This is a genomic window from Ligilactobacillus sp. JN-6 (Y).1 (genome assembly GCF_058111525.1).
In genome coordinates this window covers 1937393-1958265 of record NZ_CM176599.1, presented here as the reverse complement: position 1 = coordinate 1958265, position 20873 = coordinate 1937393, and the positions used below count along the sequence as shown (strand labels likewise).

The following is a 20873-nucleotide window of genomic DNA, read 5'->3' as shown; positions in this document are numbered from 1 at the left end:
AACCTCCATTCTTTTTATTAAATTTTTTCCGATAAAGTACTTGCTTACAAAAAAGGACCCGAATGCCGATCAGACACACGAATCCAAGAGCCAACGATCTTGTTAATATTTCATTAAGCTCAAAATATCATAATCTTTGATTTTATCTCTGCCTTTCAGTTCGCTAAGCTCGATCAAAAAGGCACAACCAACGACTTCGCCACCGAGCTGTTCTACTAGATCAGTTGTTGCTCCGATCGTTCCGCCTGTAGCCAATAGATCGTCGACCACTAGTACCTTTTGCCCAGGCAATACAGCATCTTGATGCATGTAAAGTGCAGACTCACCATATTCTAATTGATAAGAAGCCTTGACCGTTTTACGCGGAAGCTTCCCCTTCTTACGTGCTGGAGCAAAACCAACCCCCAATTCATAAGCAACAGGACACCCCACGATAAAACCACGAGCTTCCGGACCAACGATCATTTGAACGCCTTTATCTCTTGCGAACTGAACGATTTGGTCTGTTGCTTGATGGTAAGCCTCACCATCAGCCATCAATGGTGAGATATCACGAAAAACGATCCCCTTCTCTGGATAATCAGGAATACTTGCAATATAGTTATTTAAGTCTAAAGCCATTAAACCTTCTCCTTTAATATACGCTAACACAAAACCGTTTGTTCTTTGACCCAGTTAATTAAGTCAGCGCTCTTACTGTGCAGGAGGATCTGTTGGGTCCTGATCTGCAGTCTACGGGAGTGATAACTGGAAGTCTCCTTTAAATTAACATGCTGAGTACCGGGGACACCTGTAACCAATCCATTCTCTATTTTAACAAATCCTACTTCAAAAAACACCTGCAACATGAAAATCACCAGTTCTTTTGGCAAACCAAGGTGCTTCGCGATCTGATCACCATCCTGTGAGAGATTTAACTCATGATGGGACAACACAAAACGATAAAGATCACCAAACTGTGATCTGTCGGGCATTCCCACTTTAGAAACGTCTTTCCTAGGATAAAAGACAAGATGGATCTTCTGAGCATCTACACTACTCAATGAACTTTGTAGATCACGCAGATCGTTCGGGCAATCGATCAAGTAGAGATCTTTAGCCTGTACCTTGGGGCCTTGTTTTGACAAAACGATTGCCTTCGAACCAACTGGCAGATATTTTTGAACTTGTGCCAAGATCTTTTTTTCAAAAAAAGCATAGACGCCCGGCTGTTTAAACATATTAACGGTCAGTTTATTCGCTCTTTGATCAAAAACCTGCAAATCTGACTCTTGCGCCTGTTGTAATCTTAGATCCTCGATCTTGACCTGCAAAGTTACGTTGCCACGCCACACATTTTTGTCTGGGTACCCTACAAATTCCACACGGGTAGGATCTTGAACGATCTGTCCGAGTTTTTCTGGATCTATTCCGAAATATACAGCAGATATCTGGTCACCCTTACTATTTTCCAAGTTTAGACGTAAATGATTATTCGCCTTGCCCATTGGCTTTGCCGCCGTTATTTTATAATTACTAAAGCCAAAGACCGGTCTTTGATTATCTTGTCCAAATGGGGCCAGCATCTGAATAGTATCTATATCTTCCATTTGGAAGTCGGCGAGATCGATCTTTTCTGCAATCTCTAAAGCCGGTTGTGGGGCTTCACCTATACTCTGTTTAGCAGCTTCCTCATCCAGGATCTGTTGAACTTCGGCCTGTTTTTCTATGGAGATAGTTAAACCGCAAGCCATATGATGACCACCAAAAGAAAGTAACTTATCTCGATGACCGTCAAGCGCTGCAAATAAATTAAATGCTTCGATCGAGCGTCCTGAACCTTTGGCACGGCCCGTATCTCCATCAGCATTCAAGACTAGGGTCGGTTTACTAGTTGCTTCAACTATCCGACTAGCAACAATGCCCAAAACACCCTCGTGCCAATTCGACCCAACGATCAAATTAACTGCATGAGACGCAGGCTCATCTTCAACTTTTTTCAATGCCGCGACCGTAATTTCATTAACTAACTCCTGGCGCTTGACATTCAACTGCTGTACATGCTGTGCTAGCTCCTGTGCTCGTTGATCATCAAAAGTCGTCAATAACTCAACACCTGACGTTCCATTTTCCATACGTCCAAGTGCATTCAAACGCGGAGCTATCCCAAATCCAATAGTTTCGGCAGTGATTTTGTCTTGAACGACTCCCGCTTCATGATAAAGTTTTATGAGCCCGACCCTTTCAGTATTCTGAAGGACCTGCAAACCTGCACTGACTAGGACACGATTTTCATCAGTTAATGAAACAATGTCTGCTACTGTTCCGATTGCAACAAGATCCAACATTTCAGGCGGGACTTCTTCTAACAACGCAGTTGCCGTCTTAAATGCTACTCCCGCACCAGAAAGATCTGAAAAAGGATACTTGCCAGCCGGATGGCGAGGATGAACCACTGCAAAAGCCTGTGGCAGTTCAGCTGGCATTTCATGATGATCAGTGATCACCACATCAACACCTTGTTGTTGTGCGTAGTCGACTGCTTCATCACCAGAAACACCATTATCAACGGTAACGATCAAACCAGTACCTTCACTGATCAGCTTTTTATAAACAGCGAGATTTGAACCATAACCATCCTTAAATCGATCAGGTATGTAATACTGAACATCTCCACCCAATTGTAAAAGGGCTTCATACATGATCGATGTACTTGTAAGTCCATCCGCATCATAATCACCGTAAACAGTAATTTTTTCTCCCGCCATGATCGCCTTTTTGATCCGGTCACAAGCTTTTTGCATATCATGTAATAAAAACGGGTCGTATAGCATATCCAGTTCTGGATTTAAGAACTTATTGATTTTTTCTGCAGTATCGTACCCACGATCAAATAAGATCGATACTGCTAGTCTTGGAGCATTTGTTTGCTTGACTAACTCATCGATTTGTTCGTTATTGTCACCTTGAACAAGTTTCCACTGATTACGAGATGAGAACACAAAATCACTCCTCATTTTGTTTGTAAATTATTGCTCTGAATTATTTTCTTGTTTTTCTTCTTCCGATCGGGACCCGATCTGAGCTTCAGCAGTTGTTTCTGGCTGACGTCGCATAGTCTGATTGGCAGCTAACTGCTTTTGGAGAGACTTAATTTGCTTTTTCTGCCTAAAATACGCTGTTGTTGAGATCAAGACTGCTATCAACGCACCTAGTAAAAGTGAGATCACTAAAATCACGACTAGAGGCATTGTGACTTTAGAAAAGCCAAAATTAACAGTTACACTTTGAGAGTTCATCCAAGAAAAAAGTACTGCGATCAGTAACAAAATAATCGCTCCGATCATACTCCATTGTTTTTTCATGAGCCATGACTCCTCCTTATTTTTTATCAAATAATGTACTGGTTAAAAAGTCGCCCACCCTGGGAAACATTTGATAAGCATGGTAAGCTGCTTCCATAATTAATGGTCTATTCAATTCACGTTTGCGAGTCCCGATAGAATTAACGATTTTAGCAGCTAAATTTTCAGGCTCTAATGCAAATATCCCGACATTGTCCAAGTAATCGCCAGTTTGATCGGCAAAATCAAAAAAATGAGTTTTGATCGGCCCCGGATTAACTGTCAAAACGGAGATCCCTAATGGTTTTAGCTCTAATCGCAAAGCGTTAGAGTAGGCCAAGACTGCCGCCTTACTTGCCGAATAGACAGCTGACTTTGGAGTTTGGATCTTAGCAGCGATCGAAGCAACATTGATCACTGCTCCTCTTTTACGCTCAGCCATTTGTAAGGCAGTATATTTGGTCAAATACATCAGCCCTAAAACATTGACCCTAAACATTTTTTCTGCAACTTCCATCGAAAAATCTACTGCATTTTCCATCAGACCAAACCCAGCGTTATTGACCAAAACATCGATCGGGCCAACTGAACTTTCTACCTCATTTACCACTTGTTCGATTTGAACTGGATCTGAAACATCAAGTTCATATGCCAAAGACAAACGCCCCGATAACTTACGACAAACATCAGCAACCTTTTCGAGTTTATCCTTACGTCGTGCACAAACGATCACGATGGCCTTTCTTAAAGCTGCCTGATACGCTATCTGTTCGCCTAAGCCGGAAGAAGCTCCCGTAACAAAAACGATCCTATTGCGTAAACTTTTCAGCTCTTGATATCCTGTCATTTCGCTTCACCTCTACTTATCTGAAAAAGGGACTTGGATCACATCGAAATCTTTAACGACTTTAGTATTCTTAAACGCAGCTTGCGCATCATGTTGTAGCCTTTTGACCATTGGCCCGACATAACGTGCAGAGATATGTGTCAACAACAAGTGTTTAACACCAGCTTTTTTTGCAACCTGCGCCGCTTGGACACAAGTTGAATGGTAATAGGAACGGGCTAAATTAGCATCATCCTTACCATATGTGCTCTCATGCACTAATGCGTCAGCATTGAATGCCAGTTTCTCAATGTTAGGTGTGACACGTGTATCTCCCAAGATAGTCACGATCCGACCTTTTTTAGCTGGCCCTATGAAATCTGTGCCAATTATTTGTCTACCGTCGGGTAAAGTTACGGTCTTACCGGCCTTGATCTTTCCATAAAGCGGCCCCGCTGGGATCTGAAGTTCTTTTAATTTTTCAACTTGCAGCTCGCCAGCGTAATCTTTTTCTTCGACCCTGTAACCGACACAAGGTATGCGATGATCTAGATATTTAAAGAACACTTTGAAACGTTTATTTTCAAAAATTTGACCTTCTTCCCCTAGCTCTACAAAGTCTAATTTATATGCAAGTTTGGTGCGAGAAACACGCAGACTGGTCTTGACAAAGTCTTCCACACCAGAAGGACCAAAAATCGTCAACGGAGTTGGTTCATCGCCATTTTGAAAAGAACGACTGCTTAAAAAACCTGGTAAGCCAAAAATATGATCGCCATGCAGATGAGTAATAAAAATTTTTGTGACCTTGCGAGGACGGATCGTTGTTCTTAAAATTTGGTGCTGAGTTGCCTCGCCACAATCAAAAAGCCAAACTTCATTGATCTCTGGCAATAATTTAAGTGCTGTCGCTGTTACATTACGAAATTTACCTGGTGAACCAGCACCAGTTCCTAAAAACTCAATTTCCATATCTAAAGTATCCTATCTCATTTTAATTTTACCGAATTAAAAAAGATTTTTGTATCAAAAACACCTACATAAGTATTAAAATACAATTCTCTTCTTTAAAGTCATTTGAACTACCGCCTATCATTTTATCATTATCTCTTGCCGATTAAAATAAAATTCACACAGATCGAGCTTGCCTAGTGACTATTAATATTACGCAAAAAACACTAAACTTTATCTAAGAATTTTAAAAAGCGACGCGAATTTCACCAATAAAAATTATTTTCACCACTGAAATTTCTAAAAAATAGTGTCTTTCTCTACTTTTTGGCTTTTGTTATGATAAAGTAACTATGAAGGACGGTGTGAGACCTATGCGAGTAAATGACTTTCAAAGTAGCACTTTTGATTTGGAAGCAAACTTAGAGATTTTTTTTGAAAACGAAGCAAAAGTGCTACCTTTGTCATATTTGCATCGTTTTGAATCAAAAACGACGATTTCTGTTGGCAAAAAGCCGCTTAAACTACATGAATTACAATATGGTTTAAAATTTTGTTCTCCCGATTCTATCTTAAATATTGAAAATGAAGGTGCTTTACAAACTCTATTTGGCTTTCGCAGAGTGCAAAATTCACTTTTCTTACGGTGATTTCATATAAACTATTCAAAAATCCTTGAGCATTAAAAATGGGATGCAGCTTTTGTTCTGCATCCCATTTTTATTTTGTTCCAGCGTAATACTCACTTCAATATCCCCCTTGTCACAAACCTACCAAAGTAAGGTAGTCCATGTGGACTTGGGTGCACATTATCTGAGTAAAACCAATCAGGATGATCCTTGCTGTATGAATACCAATTGATCACTGTCAGATTAGAATATTTCTTTTCTGAATCTTTTAATTGGGCATTAACTTGATCTTGCCACCTTTGCGTCGGAACATTAACATTGATCCAATATACTTGCCGTTTTGGTCCAACCACATTCATGATCTGTTTCATATCAGATTCAGTAAATGGTCCGTTAGTCCCTAAGCTGATCAAGACTGTATCCGACAATTTTCCCTTTTGTGCAAGCGAATTTAGGATAGGCAGTGAATCATGTACTTGCCGGCCAACTTTCGCGTCTACATACATTTGCGGAAAAATTTCCTGCATAGTTGATGAAGCATCCGCTAAGACAGAATCACCGACCGCCGTTATCGGCATTTTTTTAGCTTGAGCACGTTCAGACGCAGTCAGTTCTCCTGTTGCCGGTTTATTATCCTTTTTTGGTTTAGAGTTAGAAGTCGTCTCTCCAGCACGTTGACTTGCAGATTTCTTGTCATCATCCGCAGTTGTATTTTGCTTTTTCGCTTGTTTATTATTATTTTTAATAACCTTTTGCAAAGCAGAAGAATCACTGTTTGAGACACTAGCACGCGGCTTATCAAATGCCCCCCATCCTGCCGTAAACACTACCAAAGTAGCGATCACAGGCCAGATCCTTTTCCAACCATAAGAAGAATTCTTTGAAAAAACATCCTTGACGACCGCAAAAGTTCTTGAATAATCAAAATGTTGCAAAGGCCGTTCAAGAAAACGGTAGGAAATATCACTGATCACCAAGATCAAGGCGATCTCGATCATCGCATGCAGCCACGGATGAGCAGCAATATTAGCAACTTTTTGCTCGTAAAAAATCATTACGGGGTACTGATATAAATAAATACCATAACTTCTTTTACCCACCCATGTAAATACTGGATTAGTCAACAAACTATTCATATCAGCACCAGGATGCGCGATCGTCGCAACTAAGATCACTGACAACAAGGAGAAAAAAAACATCCCACCTAAATAAACTAGCTCACTTTCACCGTTCATTTTGAAAAACATGAACACGATCAAAAGTAAAGAACTTAATCCAACTCCGTCTAAGAATAATCGCGGACCACTCTGTAAGTTCGCCTTTAGTTTTGTACTTGGCCATAAAAATGCCAATGCTGCTCCTAACAAGATCGAAAACATCCTTGTATCCGTGCCATAATATACCCGTGACGGGTCTTGGCCGGGACTGAAAAGGATGATCATCAATAAAGCTGAAACAAAGGCTGCGACCAGCAAAATGTCAAAGTTAGTTTGCCGCGAACGGAAAAAATGTAATAATAACAAAATTACGATCGGCCAAATCAGATAAAACTGTCCCTCGATCGATAACGACCATAAGTGAGTAAAGGGCGACTGGTTGCCAAACTTATCGAAGTATGACTCGTGATTTGCAACCTGAAACCAATTGTAGACATAAAAAACGTTGCTGATTATCACATCGCGCAATTTATCTAAAGAATCACGGGCAAATAAAGTAACAAAAGCAGCAGTCGTCATCACCATTGTGATCAATGCTGGATAAAGTCGTTTCATTCGCCTAACATAAAATGACTTAATATCGATCCGATCGTTTTGATCATATTCTTGGATCAATAGATCCGTTATCAAATAACCCGAAACAACAAAGAAGATCGGAACTCCTAAGAAACCACCAGTCATTCCATACGGAAATAGATGGTATAGTATCACACCAATAACTGCTAAGGTCCTGACACCATCAAAACCTGTAATATATCTGCTCTTTTTTAATCCTTTTTCCATCAAAATCCCGTCCGTAAAAAATCCTAAGGATATACAACTGACTATATGTACAATAATTTGAGAGAACGGTCGCTGAACGTCTTCTCAAATCAGTGTTCATTTATTATTACTCTACAAACTCAAACGTAAATTCACCTATCTGCACAACATCACCACTTTTGGCACCTTGTGCACGTAACTCATCATCAACACCCATAGAACGCATTTGACGCGCAAAACGCATAATGCTTTCATCATGTTCAAGATTCGTCATTTCAAACAAACGCTCGAGTTTTTCACCGCCTAAGACCCAGGTCGAATCAGAATCTTTCTTGAGAGTAAATGGTTTTTCTTCCGGCTTATAAGTGTAAACAACATGTTCATTGTTTTCAGCTTGCGACTCAGAATCAAACTGTGGCGTCTTTTCTAAAAGATCGGCTGTCTGAGTTACTAACTTCTGCAAGTTAGCATGTGTGATCGCCGACACAGGGATCACTACTGGCACCGAAGCTAAAGTAGTCTCAGAGTCTAATTTTTGTTTAAAAGTTTCCAAATTGCTTTGTGAATCTGGTAAGTCCATCTTACTAGCAGCGACGATCTGTGGTCTCTTCAAAAGTGCCGGATCATACTTGGCAAGTTCTTGATTGATCTTTTCAAAATCAGAAAATGGATCACGTCCTTCTAAACCAGACATATCAACGACATGAATGATGACACGAGTACGCTCAACATGGCGTAAAAACTGGATCCCTAAACCGACACCATTTGATGCACCTTCGATCAGCCCAGGTAGATCAGCCATTGCAAAGTCACGACCGTCGTCTAACTGGACCATCCCTAGATTAGGAACCAAGGTTGTAAAATGATACTCAGCAATTTTCGGTTTTGCACTCGTTAACACAGATAAGAGCGTCGACTTTCCCACCGAAGGAAAACCTACCAACCCAACATCGGCCAAAACCTTTAATTCTAACTGGAGATTTTTTTCGGCACCAGGCTCGCCATTTTCAGCGATCTCTGGTGCAGGATTCTTGGGTGAAGCAAACTTGATATTACCGCGGCCACCACGACCACCGGCTGCAACGACAAGCTCTTGCCCATTTTCGACCAAATCTCCTAAGACTTCACCAGTATCAGCATCGTGGACTGTTGTCCCTTCTGGAACTGAAACATAAAGATCATCCGCTTTACGTCCGTACATCCCCTTTATCATACCGTTTTGGCCAGCTTTAGCCTTAAAAATACGATGATAACGAAAATCCATCAGTGTACGTAAACCCTCATCAACGCGTAAGATTATACTGCCGCCGTGGCCACCATCACCACCAGCAGGGCCGCCATTAGGCACAAACTTTTCACGTCTGAAAGCCACCATACCGTTGCCGCCCTTACCGGCTTTCACTGTAATTTTAACTTGATCTACAAACATTATTTTTAATCACCTTTCTCAGGTAAACTGAGTAATTTTTAGATGTTATTAATTTCAAAAATGAGTCTTGACTCCGTCAACTATAGCAGTTTTTATTTTTAAAAGCAAAACCATCAACATTAAAAACACTTATTTTAAGCTTAATTTAATCGTTTGCGCAACTTTTTCCGAAATTCCTAATTCTTCCAGCTCTTCCAAAGACGCTTCACCAATTTTTTTCAGTGATTTAAAGTTTTTGAGGAGCTTGATCCTGGTTTTTGGCCCAACACCTTGGATCTGTTCCAAGCGAGAAGAAAGCGAATTCTTCGAACGCACCTGTCGATGAAAAGTAATAGCAAAACGATGGACTTCATCCTGGATCCTTTGCAGCAGATAAAAGCCCTCACTTTTTGGATCCAATCCAATTTTTTCATCATTTTCAGTCATCAAATCTGCCGTTTTGTGATGATTATTTTTTACCATCCCTGCAACGGGGATCTCCAGCCCTAACTGATTACGCAAAGTCTCACGTGCAGCGTTGATTTGAACTACTCCGCCATCCATTAATATCAAGTCGGGTAATTGCGCATGTTCTTTCAACAAACGGCTATACCGACGATAAATGACCTCTTGCGTACTTGCAAATTCATCTGCGTTCGTCACAGTCTTCAACTTATACTTCCGATATTCATTTTTATCAGGCCGTCCATCTAAAAAACTAACCATCGCAGAAACAGGATCTTGTCCCTGAATATGCGAATGATCGAAGGCTTCTATCCGGTGACCATTAGGTAACGCCAATGAATCCGTGATCTCATTCATAGCCCCAACCGTTTTGCGATCATCCAGTTCCAAAAGACGAAACTTTTCTTCCAAAACCAATCTGGCATTTTTTTGTGCCATTTCCAACAGATCTCTTTTTTGTCCCCGCTGGGGCGTTCGAACAGGGATCCCTAAAATTTGAGCCAAAATGTTATGCTCCATTTCTTTAGGAACTAAGATCTCTTTAGGCAAGATCCGGTTTTTCTGATTATAAAACTGCAAAATAAATGATGCTAGCTCATTTTCAGGAGAGTCGATACATGGAAAAAGCCGTTTTTCTCGTTTCATTAGCCGAGCTTGACGGATAAAAAATATTTGGAGCGATAGCCAGCCCTTATCCATATAAAACGCAAACAAATCACGCGGTGTATTATCGTTTGAAATGATTTTTTGCCTTTCCACAGTCACTTCTACGTAATGGATCTGATCACGTAATTCCGCAGCACGCTCATATTCCATATTTTTCGCAGCTGTTTGCATCTGACTAGTCAACTTACGTTTGATGCCTGAGACATTACCTCTTAAAAAAGACTTGATCTTTTTAATTTGAGCATCATATTCGCTTTGCGGTACTTCTCTAAAACAGGCACCTAAACACTGACCCATATGATAGTATAAACACGGACGTTTCTGATATCCATTGCACCTTCGTAAGGGGTAAACTTTTTGGATCAGCTGCATAGTTTCAGTTGCAGCGTACACATTAGGGTATGGTCCGAAATATGACCCGCCGTCGTTTTTAATTTGGCTAACGATTTTTAGTGTCGGATCCTTCTCATTCGTAATTTTGATATACGGATAACCAGTACCACGTTTTAGTTTAATATTGTAATACGGTTTATGCTTTTGGATCAAAGTAATTTCCAATAAAAAAGCTTCCTTGTCGGTCGAAGTCACGATCGTCTCAAAATCGCGGATCTCAGAAACCAACTTGGCAGTTTTTCCTTCATGAGCACTTTTAAAATATGAACGAACTCGATTTTTTAAATTTTTTGCTTTACCAACGTAAATAATTTTACTATTGATATCTTTCATCAGGTAACAACCTGGAAGACCCGGCAACAACTTTAATTTATTTTCTACATGTTGAGTTGCCATCCAAACGTTCCTTTCTTTATAACGTTACCTAAATTATACTGCGTTCTGGGGCTTTTTCACAGCATTTCAAACCACTATCGCAGTAAATTTTCAAAAAAATACCATTTTCGTCGAATTATACGAAAATGGTATTTAAATGAATATTTTTAAACTCCGCCTTACAAAACCTTGGACAAAAATTCCTGTCCCCTTTTTGTTTGGGGATCTTCAAAAATTTCAGCTGGTTTGCCGGATTCTTGAATATACCCGTCAGCCATCAACCAGATCCGGTCTGCAACTTCCTTAGCAAATCCCATTTCATGTGTCACAACGACCATAGTCATCCCAGAATTAGCCAGATTTTTCATGACTTCAAGTACTTCTCCTACCATCTCTGGGTCAAGTGCTGAGGTCGGTTCGTCGAACAACATTACCTCTGGATCCATCGCTAAAGCACGTACGATAGCTACACGCTGAGCTTGGCCACCCGAGAGACTAGCAGGATATTGTTCAGCCTTATCAGCCAGTCCGATACGTTCTAATAATTCTTGGGCTTTTTTTTCGGCTTCTTGCTGGCTGAGACCTTTGACCTTCATTGGTGCAGCCGTGATATTTCCAAGAACTGTCATATTCGGAAAAAGATTGAAACTTTGAAACACCATGCCCATTTTTTGCCGAAGAGTACTGAGGTTTTTTTCAGAGATTTTTGTCAAGTCCTTGCCTTCAAAGACAACCTTACCAGCTGATGGTTTTTCTAAAACATTCAAGCACCTTAAAAAAGTACTCTTGCCCGCTCCTGAAGGGCCGACCACACACACAACTTCTCCTTTTGCGACAGTTTCATTAATGTCTTTTAATATCTCATTTTTACCAAATGACTTTTTTAAACTTTGGATCTGCAGCAGCTCACCCATTATTTCTCTTCCCCTCTTAAAACGTAACACAGCATAGTATTTTTAGTCCAAACGCTATTGGACTTCGATACAAAGCAGACACTTTTTATTTGTTACCATAATCGATAAGCAAAGCGGATCGCCGTGTTAGATTCGTCTATTTTTATGCCTAAACAATAAATTGCGCTCATATGCATCATACAGTAATATCTTGTTATCTATTTTTAGTGTATTTATGCACTATAATACATTTTCAATGCATTTTCAAGCCCTATATTGCATATTATTCAATAATATAGCTGGCTTTATACAATTAAACAGTAAATCTTTGCTTTACATCTTTGCAGATGAATAATTTGAAAAAAACAACAAAAACTGCTATGCTAATTGACAAATCAGGTGCTAGGTATAGTGAACGATTAAAAAGATTCACTATTCATCTCACTTGCCATTGTTTGGTGAAAGGACTGTATTAAATTGAGTTTAAAAATCAACCGTCAATCTGATTTAGATGAATTATTCAGTAAATTTGCCGTTGAACCCGGCAAGGAACCTAAAAAAGAAGAACCAAAAGAAAAAGACGCTCACAAAAAGTCAGTTGACAATGATAACAGCCAAAAATAACTATTGGCTGTTAATCTTAGAATGACTGCGGATACCCAACACGCCTAACATTCAAAATGTTGCCGTGTTGGGTATTATTTTACTTCAATTATCCAAAGAGCATCTTAAAAGACCGAAAACTAATCTACTTTTTCAAAGCCGTATGCCGTCACCATTACTTCTTGACTATTAGGCGTCAAACGGATACTTTGCGGACTAGCCGTTGGATTGATCACAAAAGTTTCGCTACTGCCTTTCTTACTACGGCGATATGCGACCCAGTTATCACCCGCATAAAAATTGATCGCGGAGTCATTTTGCAGCAAAGCGTCATCCCTGCGCATTGTGATCAATTTTTGCACCCATTCTTTGATTTCTTTATTTTCATGGCCCCACGGATAGAAACGCCGATTATCAGGGTCTGGTCCGCCTTCCAAACCAGCCTCATCACCATAATAAATACACGGTACTCCAGGTAAAGTAAACAACATAAAAAACAACAGTTTCAATTTTCGAAGATCTCCTCCAACTTCAGTTAAGACACGCGAAGTATCATGAGTACCAATGTTATTAAAATTACAATAGAAAACCGTGGGCGGATAATTTTGTTTCAAGGTCAAATAACGTTGCGCCATCTGTCTTGGTGATAAACTTCCCTGCATTAGCTGGAGCAATAAATCACGTAAAGGATAATTCATGACTGCTTGTAAACCGCGCGCCTTCAAATAATGACGACGACGCCCGTAAGCAATTTTATGTGAAGCATCTTCCCAAACCTCACCGATCAAAACTTTATTTCCAAACTGCTCCAGTCTTTTCCTGATCTTGAAGATGAACTCATCTGTTAATTCATCGGCAACATCTAATCGCCAACCATCAACACCACGGCCAGTCCAATAATTGATCACACTATTCGGCTTGTCGCCAGCGATAAATTCCTGAAATGATGTTGAATCCTTTCTAATAGCTGGCAGATCTGCGACTCCCCACCAGCTGGCATATTTATGCGGATAATTTGTAAAGGAAAACCAGTCGAAGTACGGACTTTCACGAGACTGAGCTGCTCCGACAGTACTATATTTTCCAAGGGCATTGAAGTAGCGGCTGTCTGCGCCCACATGATTAAAAACTCCATCCAAAATAATGTGCATACCTGCAGCATGAACTGCGGCAATTAGAGCGTCAAAGTCAGCCAGTGTCCCCAATACACCATCCACTTTTAAGTAATCACCTGTATCATAGCGGTGGTTGCTGCGAGATTCAAAAATCGGGCTCAAATATAAAGCGGTGATTCCTAGTTGTTTTAAAGCTGGCAATTTTTTAATGATACCTTTAAAATTACCTCCGTAAAAATCCCAGCGGACAATTTCTCCCTGGTCATTTTTTACATAATACGGCAGGTCTTCTTTTGTACCATAAATAAAACTATTGGGTTTAGGAGAATTGATCGCTCCATTAGAGTTACCATTATTAAAGCGATCAACGAATATATGATAAAAAACTGCACTTTGGTACCATTTCGGTACAACATAGTCGTCTGTAAAAACCGTCAACTGATACATTTGCACATCTTTTCGATCAAGATAGATCTGTCCTTGACCTCCATATCCTCCATCAACGCAACCGTAATATCGCTCACCCATTACACCAACTAAACGGAAAAAATAAAAATACAAGCCGCCGCTAGCTGCATAAAAAGATCCCTGAAAAAACCCCCGCTCTTGTTTAGCCATTGAAATTATCTCTTCAGGGTGGTCCCAGTGCTCATCTTGGTATACGATCAACTCCACCTTTGAGATATGCTCATTTTCGTTTGTTTGAATATGAAAATCCTGCTCAGTTAAAATCTTAGTTGGCCCAAATGGCCTTTTAAAGTTCTTGTCAAATGAATCAAATTTAACCATCGATCTACCTACCATTCACTAAATTTCTCTTAGCCGCCATTTTTCTTCATTGTGCACCTTGCTCGACCTTAACTTGCCAAATTTCCTCGGCGTACCGTTCGATCGTATAATCGGAAGAAAACTTCCCGCTTTGAGCGACGTTAGTAGCCGCAATGTTATACCATAATAAACGATCCTGGTACATTTCATCGATCCTATTTTGTGCTGCTTTGTAGCTTTGATAATCAGCTAGTAAAAAGTATTGGTCATTATACGTTACCAGCGAATCAAAAATCTCGTGTCCTTCAGTGTCACAACCAGCAAATGTTCCATCGGTCAAGGTATCTAGGATCTCGTGGATCTCTGGGTCAGACTCATAGAAAGCGCGTGCACGATAATTTTGGTACTTTTCCACGTCAGACACGCTAAGTCCAAAAGTCACAATATTATCTGTTCCAACTGCTTCAGCTATCTCAATGTTAGCTCCATCTTGTGTTGCCAAAGTCACTGCTCCATTTGCCATCAACTTCATATTACTGGTCCCCGAAGCTTCTTTACCCGCCAATGATATCTGTTCACTGACATCCGCAGCGGGAATGACTTTTTCTGCTAATGAAACACCATAGTTGGGTATAAATACTACTTTTAACTGGTCAGCTACTTCCGGATCATTATTAATAGTGTCAGCTATAGTATTGATCAATTTAATGATCTGCTTAGCATAATGATAGCTGGGAGCCGCTTTGGCGCCGAAAATATGCACCCGTGGGACCATCAACTTTTGACCCTTCTTGATCTGTAAATATTCATCAATAATATACATTGCATGCATTAACTGACGCTTATATGCATGCAAACGTTTGATCTGAACATCAAAAAGTGCGTGAGGATCAATAGAGATCCCCATTTCTTCTTGGATCAAAGATGCCAATTGCTTTTTCTTTTCATGCCGGATCCCGCCCATAGCAGTAAGTACTTTCTTATCATTAACAGCGACCATAAACTTTTGTAATTCATCCGGATGATGCTGCCATCCTTCACCAATAGTCTGGTTTAGCAACTGGCTTAGCTCAGGATCAGCCACTTGCAGCCAACGCTTTAAATTGATCCCATTTGTTTTATTATTAAATCTTTCAGGGAACATTTTATATAGGTTTTTTAAAACACTAGCTTCCAATAGATCTGTGTGGATCTTAGCAACACCATTAACACTATGACTGCCGATCACTGCCAAGTAAGCCATTCTAACGGTGCCAGCCCCTAAAGGTGCAACTGAATTGGTAACTTCTTCTCCATACAAAGAGGTCATGTCGGCTTTAAAACGGCGGTCGATCTCTTGTATGATCTGATATATACGAGGCAACGTCTGTGCTAGCATGTCTTCAGGCCAAGTCTCAAGTGCTTCTGACATTAATGTATGGTTGGTATAAGACATCACTTTTTTAGTTAGGTCCCAAGCATGGTCCCAACTCAAAAATTCATCATCCATTAAAACACGCATTAACTCGGGGATCGCAACCGCCGGGTGAGTATCGTTAATGTGGATCGCAATTTTTTCAGCTAGCTTGCTTAAGCTGTGGTGAACGTGTTTATATGAACGAACGATACTCTGGACTCCAGCAGATACAAAAAAATATTCTTGTTTGAGACGTAATAATTGTCCTTCCCAATTAGAATCATCAGGATACAAAAACTCTGTGATCTGATCAACACTCTCTTTTTGTGACAAATTATAGACTTTGTGCTGTTCAAATGGTAGTTCAGCCGACCATAAACGCATCCGATTTCCGACATGGTTTTTATAACCGGTGATCACATAATCATAAGGAACGGCCAGCACATCTTGAGTATTTTCATAGTTGGCACGTAGCCGCCCTAAGCTATCTTCTTGCAGCCAAACGTGACCGCCAAAACGGACTAAACACGCACGATCTTCACGTCGCGTACTCCACCGCTCACCATTTCTTAACCAGTCATCGGGTATCTCAACTTGATAGCCGTTGATAAATCTTTGTTCAAACAAACCATACTTATATCTAATGCCATTTCCTTGTAATGCAATACCTTCAGCAGCTGCACTATCCAAGAAATCAGAGCCTAAACGTCCTAAGCCACCATTACCTAAACCAGGTTCTGGCTCACATTCAATTAGTTCGCGGTAGTTGATACCCAACTTATCTAAGCCTTGTTCCACGATAGATGTCAAGCCTAAATTTAAGATGTTTAACGCCAAAAATCGTCCAGGCAAAAATTCGATGGAAAAATAATAGACCTGTTTTCTCTCTTCTGTCCGATATTTGCTTCGTGTTTGTTGTCTATCCGACGCAAAATAATTGCGGATCAAAGCAGCCAATGCTTGATACAACTGATTTTTATTAGCCTCAGAAAAATCAACTGTGTACATTTCTGTGACTTCTTGTTTGAAGTCGGTAATAAACTTTTTTTCTGTTACTTTCACCCAAACCACTCTTTTCCCTTCAAATTTGTTTTATAACAAATCTTGTCCATGATCATTTTTTATCGTTGACCATCAGCCAAACATGCCACGATATTCTTTATTCTAAAAGAGTAAGCTTAAATGATCCTGAAAAATTTAAGCTTACTCCTGTACGAAATATGATCTCGCTTATATACGTGATCTTTACTTTACACCATATATTGCCAGCAATTCATTAGCTAACAGAGCCCCACAGTTCCTTGTACATTCCTAAATAAAGCGCTGCTGATTTCTGCCATGAAAAATCAGTTTGCATGTCACGAGTGATGATGTTTTTAAAGTTTTCAGGCCGCTCGACATAGATTTGATAGGCATAAGCAAGGATTTTAGCCAGTGTTTGCGGATCCAAGGAAGCAAAACTGAAACCTAAACCTTCATCCGTAAATTCATTATACGGACTAACAGTGTCTCGTAAGCCACCAGTTTCATGGACTACTGGAACAACACCATATCTCATTCCCATCATTTGCGATAACCCGCATGGCTCAAAAGCGGAAGGAACAAGGATAAAATCACCCGCAGCATACATCTGTTGTGCTAATCGCTCATCAAACTTGATATTTACAGATAACTGGCCGGGATAACGATCTTGGACCCGGCTAAAATCACGCTCAAGATCATTATCACCAGTCCCGAGTAAAGCAAACTGAACGTGATGACGGACAACAAAATCATCGATCATCCCCAAAAGAATGTCCATGCCTTTTTGCCTAGTTAGTCGTGAAATAATGATAAATAACGGAACATTTTCTTGTGGGAGATTCAAATCTTTTTGTAGTTGTTTTTTATTTTTAGCCTTCTGTAAAGCAAAATCAGCCACTCCGTAATTGGCGCTAATATTTTGGTCAGTTTGTGGATCATAAATTTCAGTATCGATCCCATTCAAAAACCCAGCCAGCTTATAGTTGTTTTCGCGCAACACTCCATCCAAGCCTTCACCAAACTCTGGTGTTTGGATCTCTTGTGCATAAGAAGGAGAAACAGTCGTAACTTTATCTGCAAATTCAATGCCACCCTTTAAGAAGTTGATAGCATCATAATACTTAAAACCGTCTTCAGTAAAAAATTGCCGTCCGATCCCGAAGATGCTTTCCAATACGATGGGGTCATAAACTCCTTGGAACTTGATGTTATGGATAGTCAAAACAGTTTTGATATTACTTAGCCCAGTGATCCAACTATACTTATCCTTTAACAAAACAGGGATAAAAGCCGTGTGCCAATCGTTAACGTGTAAGATATCTGGAACAAAATCTATTTTTTCGAGCATCTCGATCACTGCCATTTGGTAGAAACCAAAACGTTCGCCATCATCGTCAAAACCATATAAAGCATCTCTACCAAAATATTCTAAATTGTCTACAAAATAGCACGAAACACCGCCCAGCTGTAAGCTCTCAATACCCACATATCGCTGTTTGGAGCCTACTGTGATTTCAAAGTCTATCACATGCTTAAATTGCTTGCGGTATTTTTCTGGCATTAACTTAGCATAATACGGTAAAACTATCCGTACATCCAGCTCTTTTTGACTGGCTAAAGCTTTTGGCAAAGCATAGATCACATCGCCTAACCCGCCAGTCTTATAAAAAGGGGCACCTTCAGCTGCCGCAAATAATATTTTCTTCACTTTTTTTGTCCCCCTTTTGTAATATCACTCTGCCGTAAAATCGACGCACCCTTAGAGAAAACAAGTGGTTTTTCGGGAGTACCCTCAATTTTTAGATTAGAACCAATAACGACATTTTTGTCTAGAATGACATATTTTAATGAACTTCCTAAACCGACCTTAGTGTCTTGCATCAAAATCGAATGATCAACACTAGCATAGCGGTTGACCACTGAACGCCGGAAAATAATAGAATTTTGCACTTCGCCTTCGATCCGTCCCCCAGTTCCCAAAAGTGATTTCTTTACCTGTGAATCCTTTGAGAAAAATGTTGGGATCTCATTCTTGTTTCTGGTATAAACCGGTTTTGAAGAAAAAAACACAGCTTGAAAATCATCATCATGAAGCATCGCCATGTTAGTATCAAAAAAACGTTTGATCGTGTTGACATTAGCGTAGAAACCTGTATATTCATAGGCGTTACCATTATAGACTTCTACAGCTTCACGAATAATATGAGGAAGTGTTTTAAATTCGGATTGATTGGCAGCGTCTTGAAGCAACTCGATCAGCAGACTTGTCCGCAACATTTCAACGTTCATTGCCATTGGCAAGTTATCATCATGACTCCGCCCCTTGATCAGACTACCTGCAGAAAGCATAGCAGTAACATCACCATTGCCTGAGATACTCAACGCTTCTTCTTCAGGGGTAACATACTTTACCATTTGCCGTTTATAAACCACAGTGATCGGATTATTATTTCCAATGTGATAACGCAAGATTTCCTTAATATTGATATTAGAAATACTATGAGCACCTGTTAACAACGTATAGGTTGAATCGGATTTTTTTAAGAAAGTGAGCAAATCCTGGTAGTATTGCCGCTGTCTGGCAGGGTCCTTGCTGTTTTCGCTCTCAATGCTAGGGTATGTGAAAACTCCACCGACGATCGAGTCAGGCCCCCACGAGTTCCCACTGCGGACATGGTCTTGTAAGGAACGGTCATTCTGAGGCACCAACATGCCAACCTCTTTGATCCCCGCATTGGCAATTGCCGAAAGAGGAAAATCGATCAAACGATAGCGTCCGCCAAAAGGTAAATTGGCAACAGTCCGATTTTTCGTTAATGGTTCTAGAGCATCATATTTTGCACTCAGATCAATGATAGTACTGATCTTATTTTCTTTCATCAGTTTTCAACCTTCTTTCCCACGACCTCTCCATAGCCGACAACTGCAATCTCGTCTTCAGTTCCAACTATATGCGCACCGTCGCCGACCGTAACTCTCTCACCAATGATCGCATGGTCGACTTTAACATCCTTGCCAATTGTTGCATTAGGCATGACCATTGAATCTGTGATCGTCGTCCCCGTTCCGACCGTGACTCTTTGTGACAAGATAGAATGTTTGATATCACCAGAAATATAGCAACCGTCAACGACCATCGAATTAACAACATTGGCACTTTCTGTTAAGAACATTGGCGGGAGAGTCTCATTTCTTGAATAGATCCGCCATTCGCGGTCACCAATATTCAATTCATTATTAGGATCCAAGAACTCCATATTGGCTTTCCACAAACTTGAAATGGTCCCGACATCCTTCCAGTAGCCATTGAAAGAATAAGCATAGGTCGATTCATTATTAAATAAATATGCAGGGATAACATCCTTACCAAAGTCTTCTAACTTACCATCCTTAGAATAACTATCGAGCAAATATTTCTTCAAAGTTTGCCAGTTAAAAATATAGATCCCCATGGAAGCTAAATTACTTTTAGGATGTTCTGGTTTCTCCTCAAATTCAATGATCCGTTCAGTTTCATCAGTGTTCATAATACCGAACCGCGTGGCCTCTTCCATTGAAACTGGTAACACACCAACTGTTAGAGCTGCTTTTTTCGATTTATGAAATTGTAACATCTTTTCATAATCCATTTTATAAATGTGGTCCCCAGACAAGATCAGTACATATTCAGGGTCATACAGGTCAATATATTCAATATTTTGGTAGATTGCATGCGCAGTCCCCTCGAACCATTTTTCTCCTTCCCGCGAAGCAAATGGTTGAAGCACTGTTGCCCCAGAATTTTTACCATCCAATCCCCAACTAGCACCATTATGAATGTGTGCATTCAATTCTAAAGGTTGATATTGGGTGACCACACCGACTGTATCGATGCCAGAATTAAAACAATTACTTAAAGTAAAATCGATGATCCGATACCGTCCGCCAAAAGGTACTGCTGGTTTAGCAGTTGCTTTCGTTAACTTCCCTAACCGTGAGCCTTGCCCGCCGGCCAAGATCATTGCTACCATTTCCTTACCCATAAAGACACACCATTTTCTGCTCTGTTTCTTTCAGAATA

16 protein-coding genes are annotated in these 20873 nt (G+C 40.2%); 2 read left to right on the top strand and 14 right to left on the bottom strand.

Features of this window, described 5'->3' with window-relative positions:
• Positions 1–102: 102 nt before the first annotated feature.
• From AC3XNE_RS09145 to rnz, 5 genes are read right to left on the bottom strand one after another with little or no spacing between them, the layout of a single operon-like run.
• Positions 103–621 (bottom strand): adenine phosphoribosyltransferase, encoded by a 519-nt coding sequence (locus AC3XNE_RS09145; RefSeq protein WP_489831762.1) that lies wholly within the window; start codon positions 619–621, stop codon positions 103–105.
• Positions 622–644: 23 nt separating this feature from the next.
• Complete coding sequence (gene recJ, locus AC3XNE_RS09140; RefSeq protein WP_489831761.1) at positions 645–2981, bottom strand: single-stranded-DNA-specific exonuclease RecJ; 2337 nt, start codon at positions 2979–2981, stop codon at positions 645–647.
• A 27-nt stretch (positions 2982–3008) separates the two neighbouring features.
• Positions 3009–3344 (bottom strand): LapA family protein, encoded by a 336-nt coding sequence (locus AC3XNE_RS09135; RefSeq protein ID WP_489831760.1) that lies wholly within the window; start codon positions 3342–3344, stop codon positions 3009–3011.
• Positions 3345–3360: 16 nt separating this feature from the next.
• Complete coding sequence (locus AC3XNE_RS09130) at positions 3361–4170, bottom strand: SDR family NAD(P)-dependent oxidoreductase (RefSeq protein ID WP_489831759.1); 810 nt, start codon at positions 4168–4170, stop codon at positions 3361–3363.
• Between the two features lie 12 nt (positions 4171–4182).
• The gene (rnz, locus tag AC3XNE_RS09125; protein WP_489831758.1) at positions 4183–5121 is read right to left on the bottom strand and encodes a ribonuclease Z; all 939 of its coding nucleotides are present in this window, start codon (positions 5119–5121) and stop codon (positions 4183–4185) included.
• Positions 5122–5474: 353 nt separating this feature from the next.
• On the opposite strand from rnz, the gene AC3XNE_RS09120 reads away from it, so the two are divergent.
• Positions 5475–5750 carry a hypothetical protein gene (locus AC3XNE_RS09120; protein ID WP_489831757.1) on the top strand — a complete coding sequence of 92 codons (276 nt, stop codon included), beginning with the start codon at positions 5475–5477 and terminating at the stop codon, positions 5748–5750.
• A 92-nt stretch (positions 5751–5842) separates the two neighbouring features.
• On the opposite strand, the gene AC3XNE_RS09115 is transcribed toward AC3XNE_RS09120, so the two are convergent.
• The 4 genes from AC3XNE_RS09115 to AC3XNE_RS09100 all read right to left on the bottom strand — a co-directional run bounded on the left by AC3XNE_RS09115 (position 5843) and on the right by AC3XNE_RS09100 (position 11929).
• Positions 5843–7729: an acyltransferase family protein gene (locus tag AC3XNE_RS09115; RefSeq protein ID WP_489831756.1), complete on the bottom strand. Its 1887-nt coding sequence runs from the start codon at positions 7727–7729 to the stop codon at positions 5843–5845.
• A 106-nt stretch (positions 7730–7835) separates the two neighbouring features.
• Positions 7836–9137, bottom strand: a complete 1302-nt coding sequence (gene obgE / locus AC3XNE_RS09110) for a GTPase ObgE (RefSeq protein ID WP_489831755.1) — start codon at positions 9135–9137, stop codon at positions 7836–7838.
• Between the two features lie 129 nt (positions 9138–9266).
• Positions 9267–11036: an excinuclease ABC subunit UvrC gene (gene uvrC / locus AC3XNE_RS09105; protein WP_489831754.1), complete on the bottom strand. Its 1770-nt coding sequence runs from the start codon at positions 11034–11036 to the stop codon at positions 9267–9269.
• 158 nt (positions 11037–11194) lie between these two features.
• Positions 11195–11929, bottom strand: a complete 735-nt coding sequence (locus AC3XNE_RS09100) for an amino acid ABC transporter ATP-binding protein (RefSeq protein WP_489831753.1) — start codon at positions 11927–11929, stop codon at positions 11195–11197.
• 456 nt (positions 11930–12385) lie between these two features.
• Between AC3XNE_RS09100 and AC3XNE_RS09095 the strand changes: the two genes are divergently transcribed.
• Positions 12386–12532, top strand: coding sequence for an SPJ_0845 family protein (locus AC3XNE_RS09095; RefSeq protein ID WP_489831752.1), 147 nt, complete (start codon positions 12386–12388; stop codon positions 12530–12532).
• Between the two features lie 119 nt (positions 12533–12651).
• On the opposite strand, the gene AC3XNE_RS09090 is transcribed toward AC3XNE_RS09095, so the two are convergent.
• The 5 genes from AC3XNE_RS09090 to AC3XNE_RS09070 all read right to left on the bottom strand — a co-directional run bounded on the left by AC3XNE_RS09090 (position 12652) and on the right by AC3XNE_RS09070 (position 20835).
• Positions 12652–14415: a glycoside hydrolase family 13 protein gene (locus AC3XNE_RS09090; protein WP_489831751.1), complete on the bottom strand. Its 1764-nt coding sequence runs from the start codon at positions 14413–14415 to the stop codon at positions 12652–12654.
• Positions 14416–14461: 46 nt separating this feature from the next.
• Entirely contained in the window at positions 14462–16852 is a 2391-nt protein-coding gene (locus AC3XNE_RS09085; protein ID WP_489831750.1) for a glycogen/starch/alpha-glucan phosphorylase, read from the bottom strand.
• 214 nt (positions 16853–17066) lie between these two features.
• Positions 17067–18521 (bottom strand): glycogen synthase GlgA, encoded by a 1455-nt coding sequence (gene glgA / locus AC3XNE_RS09080; RefSeq protein ID WP_489831749.1) that lies wholly within the window; start codon positions 18519–18521, stop codon positions 17067–17069.
• Entirely contained in the window at positions 18518–19693 is a 1176-nt protein-coding gene (gene glgD / locus AC3XNE_RS09075) for a glucose-1-phosphate adenylyltransferase subunit GlgD (protein ID WP_489831748.1), read from the bottom strand. Before glgD ends, glgA begins: the two co-directional genes overlap by 4 nt.
• Positions 19693–20835, bottom strand: a complete 1143-nt coding sequence (locus tag AC3XNE_RS09070; RefSeq protein WP_489831747.1) for a glucose-1-phosphate adenylyltransferase — start codon at positions 20833–20835, stop codon at positions 19693–19695. Before AC3XNE_RS09070 ends, glgD begins: the two co-directional genes overlap by 1 nt.
• Between the last annotated feature and the right edge of the window lie 38 nt (positions 20836–20873).